Source organism: uncultured Porphyromonas sp. (assembly GCF_905372525.1).
Lineage (GTDB): Bacteria > Bacteroidota > Bacteroidia > Bacteroidales > Porphyromonadaceae > Porphyromonas.
Genome location: NZ_CAJPPN010000002.1, coordinates 119,782 through 127,304 on the forward strand (window position 1 = coordinate 119,782; position 7,523 = coordinate 127,304).

The window sequence follows — 7,523 nt, forward strand, 5'->3', positions numbered from 1 at the left end:
AGTCATATCCCCTACACATATTCGCTGCTTTACCGTATCTTTGCCAGGGAATAGATAAGACATCCTCTGTATGATATCATCACTACAAGCTCTACGCTTCATCTTCGCCCTCTTCATCTTCGCACAGCACTTTCTACTGTTGGGGGAAGAGGTCAGATTCCTACTACCTGGGGCAGGCCCTATGGGGGTAAGCTTCTTCCTCGTGCTTAGTGGTTTTGTGATGAGTATCGGCTATGCAGAGCGGGTGAAGGAATCCAACTTCAATTGGTGGGACTTCATGAAGAAGCGCCTCATTCGGGTGTGGCCTCTACACATACTCTGCCTCGCAGTCTGGTTACTTGCAACTAGTATTAATGGGACGCTTGAAACTAGAGCTCCTCTGCCCATCCTTGGCAATCTCTTCATGCTACAAGGTTGGATTCCTATGGTTGAAGCAAAAGGTAATGATGTCTCATGGTGTCTTTCTACCCTAATATTCTTCTATGCGCTCTTCCCTTCAATTTCCCGTCTGAGGACTAAGTGGCTTATAGGGGGATTAGTTATATATGGGGCTCTTATAGCGCTCTTCGGATCTCAGTTACCCCTAGTTGACCACAGAGGTTTTACACTTCGATATTGGTTCTTCTATTTTTCCACTGCAGCTAGACTTATTGATTGCGTTGTTGGAATGCTTGCTTACCGCCTCCTCCTATATGTAGAGGAACATGGACTCCTATCTTGGTGGCAAAAACAAGATCTTGTAAAGCGACTACTGATGGAGTCTCTTCCTGTGATTCTCTTCATTGCTGCATTCCAATTCGTTCGCCGATACGATGTGGCAGGGAATCATGCATACCCCTACCTCATTCCTAGCATGACCATCATTTGCGTATTTGCAATAGCTCAAAAGAGTGGGGAGAAAAATGGCATTCCAGCCTATTTATGCAGACCTTGGTTAATCTACCTAGGTGAAATTAGCTTCAGTTTCTATATGATTCACCATCTAGTTATTCGGATTATGAATATGACCTTTAGCTGGATATACCCAGAGCTATATTGGGTTCCTCGTCTAGTGATTACATTGGGGGTGTCCATCATCGGGAGTATTATAATCAATAGGTATTTCGAACAGCCTATCACAAGACTACTTTCACGTAAGGACTAGAAATAAAAACTCTTTTCTCAAAAACAACATAAATCCAGCAAAGTAAAAGAATTAACCCAAGAATAAAGACAATGAAACTAGTGTATCTCATTAACAACACCTGGTATGCAGGTGGACAAACCAGAGTTCTAGCCAACAAAGTGAACTACTGGGTAGAGCATGGACATGAAGTATATATCCTCACCACAGATCAACTGGGGAGACAGCCATTCTATGAGATCGACCCTCGGGTCAAGATGATAGACTTCGATATCAGGTACATTCAAGCTGACCAACTAAGTAAGTGGGAAAAGATTAAACTAAATCCTACATTCTTACGTCATCACTGGAGGCTCCTAAAGAAAACACTATCCGAAATCCGTCCCGACATAACAATTTCTATGTTTGGTAAGGACATGTATCTGTTACCCTTTATTAAAGATGGTAGTGCTAAGATCCTAGAGGCTCATGGAGCTAGATATACATGGATTTTCTCTAGGAAGGGACTGCTCGGCAAGCTTCACAATTGGGTAGACCTGCAAATCGTGAAGAGGTTCGACCGCCTAGTCACCCTGACTCATGAAGACTTGCCAACATGGGGTGTAAATAATGCAATTTGTATCACCAATGCTAGTAGTTTTGAACCAACCGAAGTTGCAAATTTAGATGTTCATAAGGTCATCGCCTCTGGGCGATATAGTGAACAGAAAAACTTCGAAAGCCTCATAGAGGCTTGGGTCATCGTGCATAGCCTACACCCCGAGTGGATATTGAAGCTTTGTGGACAGGGATTGGAGAATCTAGACCATATGATTGATGCTTTAGGTCTGGGTGATAGTATCGAAAAGTATGAATCCAAGAATATGCTTAAGGAGTACATGGACTCCTCTATCTGTGCATGTAGCTCAAAGCATGAGGGACTATCAATGATCCTTGTAGAGTCTCATATGTGTGGTATACCTGGAGTCTCATATGCGTGTCCTTGCGGTCCTCGAGACATAATAGTGGATGGGGAAACAGGGTTCCTCATAGAGCAGGTTGGTGATCACATCAGCCTTGCTAAGTCGATTGTGAGATTAATAGAGGATGAAGATACCCGAAAAACTATGGGGCGAAATGCACGGGAAAGAGCCATACGATTATTCTCGGTTGAGGTGATCATGAATCAATGGATTAGGCTATTCAAAGAACTAACAGAAACGGCTAAAAGATAACGAGTATGCTACAGTCCCTGCAATCACTACGCTTCATCTTTACATGTCTGATTTTCTGCTTTCATTTTCCGATTGGCACTTATGAGCCCCTCTTTCCTGAAGGAGGAGCCATAGGGGTCTCATTCTTCCTTGTATTAAGCGGATTCGTGATGAGTCTGGGCTATGCAGATAAGGTATCCCAGAATAATTTTAGGTGGTATGACTTCATATTCAAGCGTCTAATCAAGCTTTGGCCTTTACATATATTATGCCTCTTTATCTGGATTGGTGCTGCCTATATGGCTTGGGGAGGTAAGGATATCCATCTTTTACCCCTCATGGGGAATGCGATTCTTCTACAATCTTGGTTCCCGATTAAGGAGATGGAGGGAAACTCTGTGGCATGGTACTTATCTACACTTGTCTCCTTCTATATGATATATCCTATCCTCGCAAAACTTTCCCTAAAGAAGCTCATCGTATTCTTCTGTACTCTAACTCTTTTTATATCCTTATTCTCAAACTTCATCCCCGCACAACTCCAAGAGTGGTACTGGTATAAGTTTCCCCCAACTCGCCTCATAGATTTTGTCCTTGGAATAATCTTGTATCATACCTATGTGAGACTTAATCGGGTAAAGCTTCCTCCTATTATTTTTAGAGATCTACTCCCTCTAACTTTCTCCGCTATAGGGCTATTCATTATCCATGGGAAGCCAAATATGATGGAAATTTCTGGTCGAGTTTTCTATATAGTAAGTGGCATAACAATCCTCTCCTATGCGATCTATGAGAGGCGAGGTTACAGTCCTATGTGGCTTAAGAATAGGACTCTCCTCTACCTTGGTGAGATTAGCTTTAGCTTCTATATGATCCACAATCTGGTTATTTTAATCACTAAGCAAATATTGAGCAGGGTGTACCCTGATCATCACTGGACTATAAGATTTATTGTAACCTTTTTAGTGGCTATCATCGGGAGTATCATCGTCAATAAGTACTTTGAGCAGCCCATCTCAAAGCTCCTATCGCGTAGCACACGCAGATAGACCTTACCCCCTGACATAAATTACCCGTGATCGTATGCATCGCTGAGAAGCCGAGCGTCGCCCGAGATATAGCGACCATCCTCGGAGCAACCCATAGGAACGTCGATCGTGGCATAGGCTATATCGAAGGCAATGGATACGTTGTGACCTGGACCTTCGGGCATCTGTGCACCCTCAAGGAACCCCACGACTATCATCCCGAGTGGAAGGCTTGGAGCCTCTCTGTCCTCCCCATGATCCCCGAGCGCTTCGGGATAAAGGCCATAGAGAGCGAACACTACCAAAGGCAGCTAGCTGTCATCGAACGCCTAGTAGCTCAGGCAGAGCTCATCATCAACTGCGGTGACGCTGGACAGGAAGGGGAACTCATCCAGCGATGGGTCCTACAGAAAGTAGGCTGTCATGTCCCCGTCAAACGTCTGTGGATCTCCTCCCTCACCGATGAAGCTATCCGCGAGGGGTTCCAGAATCTCCATGATGAGTCTGACTATCGCCCCCTCTACCTTGCAGGGCTGGCCCGAGCTATAGGAGACTGGCTCCTGGGGATGAATGCCACTCGCCTCTACACCCTCCGTTACGGGCAGAGCGGGAGGAAGCAGCCTCTATCCATCGGCCGAGTACAGACGCCAACACTAGCTCTCGTTGTCGAGCGACAGCAGGCCATAGAGCAGTTTGTATCGGAGCCTTATTGGGAGCTGAAGACTCGCTATAGGGAGGTTGTATTCACCGCAGACAAAGGCAAGTACAGCGACAAGAAGAAGGCAGAGGAAGCCCTCGTCTCTGTACTTGGTAAGCCCTTCGTCGTCACGGAAGTAAAGAAGAAGGACGGACGCGAGAGCCCACCCGCACTCTTTGACCTAACGAGCCTACAAGTCACGTGCAACAAGAAGTTCGGGCTAAGCGCAGAGAAGACGCTTGCCACCATACAGAGCCTCTATGAGAAGAAGCTCACCACCTATCCCCGTGTCGATACGACCTACTTAAGCGAAGACCTCTACCCCAAGATCCCAGCGATCCTCAGAGACCTTGTCACCCCTTACCCGACTCTGGTAGCTCCCCTACTGAGTGGAGCCCCCATACGCAAGAGCAAGAAGGTCTTCGACAACGCTAAGGTCACCGATCACCACGCCATCATCCCTACAGGACAGCGTGCCTCTGGCCTCTCGACAGAGGAAGCCCAGGTCTATGATCTCATCGCCCGGCACTTCATCGCCGCCTTCTACCCAGACTGTAAGATCAGCACCACAAGCGTCGAGGGCAAAGTAGAGCATATACGCTTCAAGACCTCTGGGAGGGAAATCCTAGAGCCTGGCTGGCGTATCATCTTCGCCGGTGCGACTGAGCCTACCCCCGAGGCTAAGGAGGAAGGAGAAAAGGAGAGCCCCGAGAGTCCCGAGACCACCCTCCCAGCCTTTGTCGTCGGAGAGACGGGTAGCCACACTCCCGAGCTCAAGGAGAGGCAGACCCAGCCGCCCAAGTATTATACCGAGGCGACACTCCTGAGGGCAATGGAGACTGCTGGTAGACTCGTCGAGGATGAGAGCCTGCGGGAGGCAATGAAGGAGAACGGTATCGGGCGCCCCTCTACCCGAGCCAACATCATCGAGACCCTCTACAAACGGGGCTACATCGCCAAGGTCAAACGCAACCAGCTCCACGCTACAGAGACAGGGAAGCAACTCATCTCACTCATCAACTATGAGCTCCTCAAGAGTGCAGCTCTCACGGGACAATGGGAGTACAAGCTTCGTCAAATAGAGCGTCAGGAGCTAGAGGCTACGACCTTCATCGATGAGCTTAAGGCCATGCTCCTACAGCTCACGCAGTCCGTCCTCGCCCCAGCCCCTCTCCCCCAGCCCACCCCACCAGCCTGCCCTATGGGTATTACCTGCCCTAGGTGCGGGCAAGGACAGCTCCTACGTGGAAAGACAGCCTTTGGATGCTCCGAGTATAGGGCTGGGTGTACCTACCGAATCCCCTTCGAGCGATGCCCCGAGACAAGTACCTCGGAAGACCTACTTCGCTACATAGCTGAGAATAAGTAACGAAGACTTATTACCTTTGTATCCAACAAACGGCAAAGAAATGGATAATACAAGGATGAGCCGCATCAATCGGCTAATACAAAAGGAGGTCAGCGACCTCTTCAGACAGCAGACGCAGAGCTTACCTGGCACCCTAATCACAGTCACCTCTGTCACCGTGAGCCCAGACCTGAGCATCGCGCGTATCCGCCTCAGTATCTTCCCCTCCGAGAGGAGTGAGGAGCTCCTGGAGTCCATCCGTGCTAACGCTCGTACGATACGCTATGACCTCGGGCTACGGGTCGGCAAGCAGCTACGTAAGCTCCCCGAGCTCACCTTCTTCATCGATGACTCACTCGACTACCTAGAGCGTATCGATAGTCTCCTTGGTCTAAAGGAATAACCCCCTCATCCCCCTCGTGCTAAGCTTCCGTATCGCCCTACGCTACCTCTTCAGTAGATCACGCCTACACGCTGTGAACTATGTGACGGCAGTCTCTGCCCTCGCTATCGCCGTTGTCTCTATGGCGCTAGTATGCGTCCTATCCGTCTACAACGGCTATGTAGAGATGATCCTCGAGGGGACGGAGCAGACTGATGCCGAGCTCCTCATACGTAGTCGTAGTGGCAAGATCATTGACCTCACGGAGCATCCCCAGCTCGAGACGCTACTCAAGGAGGTTGGGGTCAAGAACTACTCCTTTCTCTTGGAGAGTAAGGGGCTCCTCCGCTCCGAGGAGGAGCAGTGGGTCGTGGATGTAGTTGGGATTGACTACTACTTCCCCAAGGTCTACTCTATGGCACAGCAGATCAGCTCGGGTGTGGTACTGACGAAGCTCGAGGGACAGTTCCCCGAGGACTCCGCGATCGTCCCTATCAACATCGGAGCTGGGATCACACTCTCCCCAAGTGGAGCCACCCATAGTGGCTCTGCTCCTCGAGTGGAGCTACTCTTCCCCAAGCGCATCGGACTCATCAACCCCATGGCTCCCAGCTCCTCCTTCTCCTCCCTCTCTGCGATCGTCGTCGGACAGTACAGCTCGATGAGCCTAGAGACAGATCATACCGTCTATGCCCCTATACGGGCTCTACGCTCGGCGCTAGACTATACCTCCAACGAAGTCTCAGCCATAGCCCTGCACTTTCGTCCCAAGGCGGACTTAGCGACGATCAAGGAGCAGCTCGAGGCTGGACTCGGGGACAAGCTTCGCATACTAGACCGTGAGGAACAACACCCCGACCTCTCCTACCTCATCCGGATGGAGAAGGTGATGACCTTCCTCATCCTACTCTTCATCCTGCTGCTGGCTGCGTTCAATGTCGCTAGCTCTCTGATGATGCTTATCCTAGAGAAGCAGGAGGATGCACGTATCCTCTATGCCCTAGGAGCTCAGCCCTCACTCGTTGGCTCTATTTATCGCCGTGTAGGGCTCTTGATTTCTCTCCTTGGCTCTGTCCTTGGAGTCTCGCTCGGCATACTAGTCTGCTATCTACAGGAGCGGTTCGGTATGATCACGGCTGGTATTGGCTCGGGCATCCAACCCCTGCCGGTAGATCTCCACTGGGATGATCTGCTGCTGACCTTTGGGACTGTCACCCTGATCTCCTACTTGATCTCACTCTACCCGACCTCGCTCTTCCTCCGCTCGATGCGAAAGCGAAGAGAATAGGAGCTCCTCCACTCAAAGTAAAGCGCCCCTACTCGTTATGAGTAGGGGCGCTTTGCTTTAGAGGACAAAGGCACTAACGCTGAGGGGACTTACTGTTCTTGTTGAGGAAGAAGAGTAGCCCGAGGAGGTTCAGAACACCTAGGCCAGCCCCCATAGCGACGATCATTCGTTGTGCCTCGTTCAGGAAGGGGAGCGAGACCAGCGCAGCGACGATCACGAGTACGATGAGGACAAGGATAACCTTTTTTATTGTTTTCATTTCGTCTATAGCTATTCGCATGTTTAGAGGCAAAGGTACGCAAAATACCGAGTAAACACCACCTCGTCTCCCCTAAGAACAGGGCTGACGCATGATCTCGCTCGCACACTCCTGCCTTTGGATCCTCGGGGGATTATTTCATATCCCAGGGAGCCTTAGCCCATCACTAGAGATCCTACGTATTATCCCCAAGGAATAGACATAC

Annotated in this window: 7 protein-coding genes; 6 read left to right on the forward strand and 1 reads right to left on the reverse strand. The window is 49.6% G+C overall.

Annotation, left to right across the window (positions count from 1 at the left end; genetic code table 11):
• Positions 1-70: 70 nt before the first annotated feature.
• From QZ170_RS01055 to QZ170_RS01080, 6 genes are all read left to right on the forward strand, one after another.
• On the forward strand, positions 71-1,144 hold the full coding sequence (locus QZ170_RS01055) for an acyltransferase (protein ID WP_297175985.1): 1,074 nt from the start codon (positions 71-73) through the stop codon (positions 1,142-1,144).
• Positions 1,145-1,215: 71 nt separating this feature from the next.
• Positions 1,216-2,337, forward strand: coding sequence for a glycosyltransferase family 4 protein (locus QZ170_RS01060; protein ID WP_297175987.1), 1,122 nt, complete (start codon positions 1,216-1,218; stop codon positions 2,335-2,337).
• 5 nt (positions 2,338-2,342) lie between these two features.
• Positions 2,343-3,365 carry an acyltransferase gene (locus QZ170_RS01065; protein ID WP_297175989.1) on the forward strand — a complete coding sequence of 341 codons (1,023 nt, stop codon included), beginning with the start codon at positions 2,343-2,345 and terminating at the stop codon, positions 3,363-3,365.
• Between the two features lie 26 nt (positions 3,366-3,391).
• Complete coding sequence (locus QZ170_RS01070; protein WP_297175991.1) at positions 3,392-5,410, forward strand: DNA topoisomerase 3; 2,019 nt, start codon at positions 3,392-3,394, stop codon at positions 5,408-5,410.
• A 40-nt stretch (positions 5,411-5,450) separates the two neighbouring features.
• The gene (gene rbfA / locus QZ170_RS01075; protein ID WP_297175993.1) at positions 5,451-5,792 is read left to right on the forward strand and encodes a 30S ribosome-binding factor RbfA; all 342 of its coding nucleotides are present in this window, start codon (positions 5,451-5,453) and stop codon (positions 5,790-5,792) included.
• A gap of 16 nt (positions 5,793-5,808) precedes the next feature.
• Positions 5,809-7,059: an FtsX-like permease family protein gene (locus QZ170_RS01080; RefSeq protein ID WP_297175995.1), complete on the forward strand. Its 1,251-nt coding sequence runs from the start codon at positions 5,809-5,811 to the stop codon at positions 7,057-7,059.
• Between the two features lie 73 nt (positions 7,060-7,132).
• Here the strand turns inward: QZ170_RS01080 and QZ170_RS01085 are convergent, their stop codons facing one another.
• Positions 7,133-7,318 (reverse strand): hypothetical protein, encoded by a 186-nt coding sequence (locus tag QZ170_RS01085; protein WP_297175997.1) that lies wholly within the window; start codon positions 7,316-7,318, stop codon positions 7,133-7,135.
• Positions 7,319-7,523: the final 205 nt, after the last annotated feature.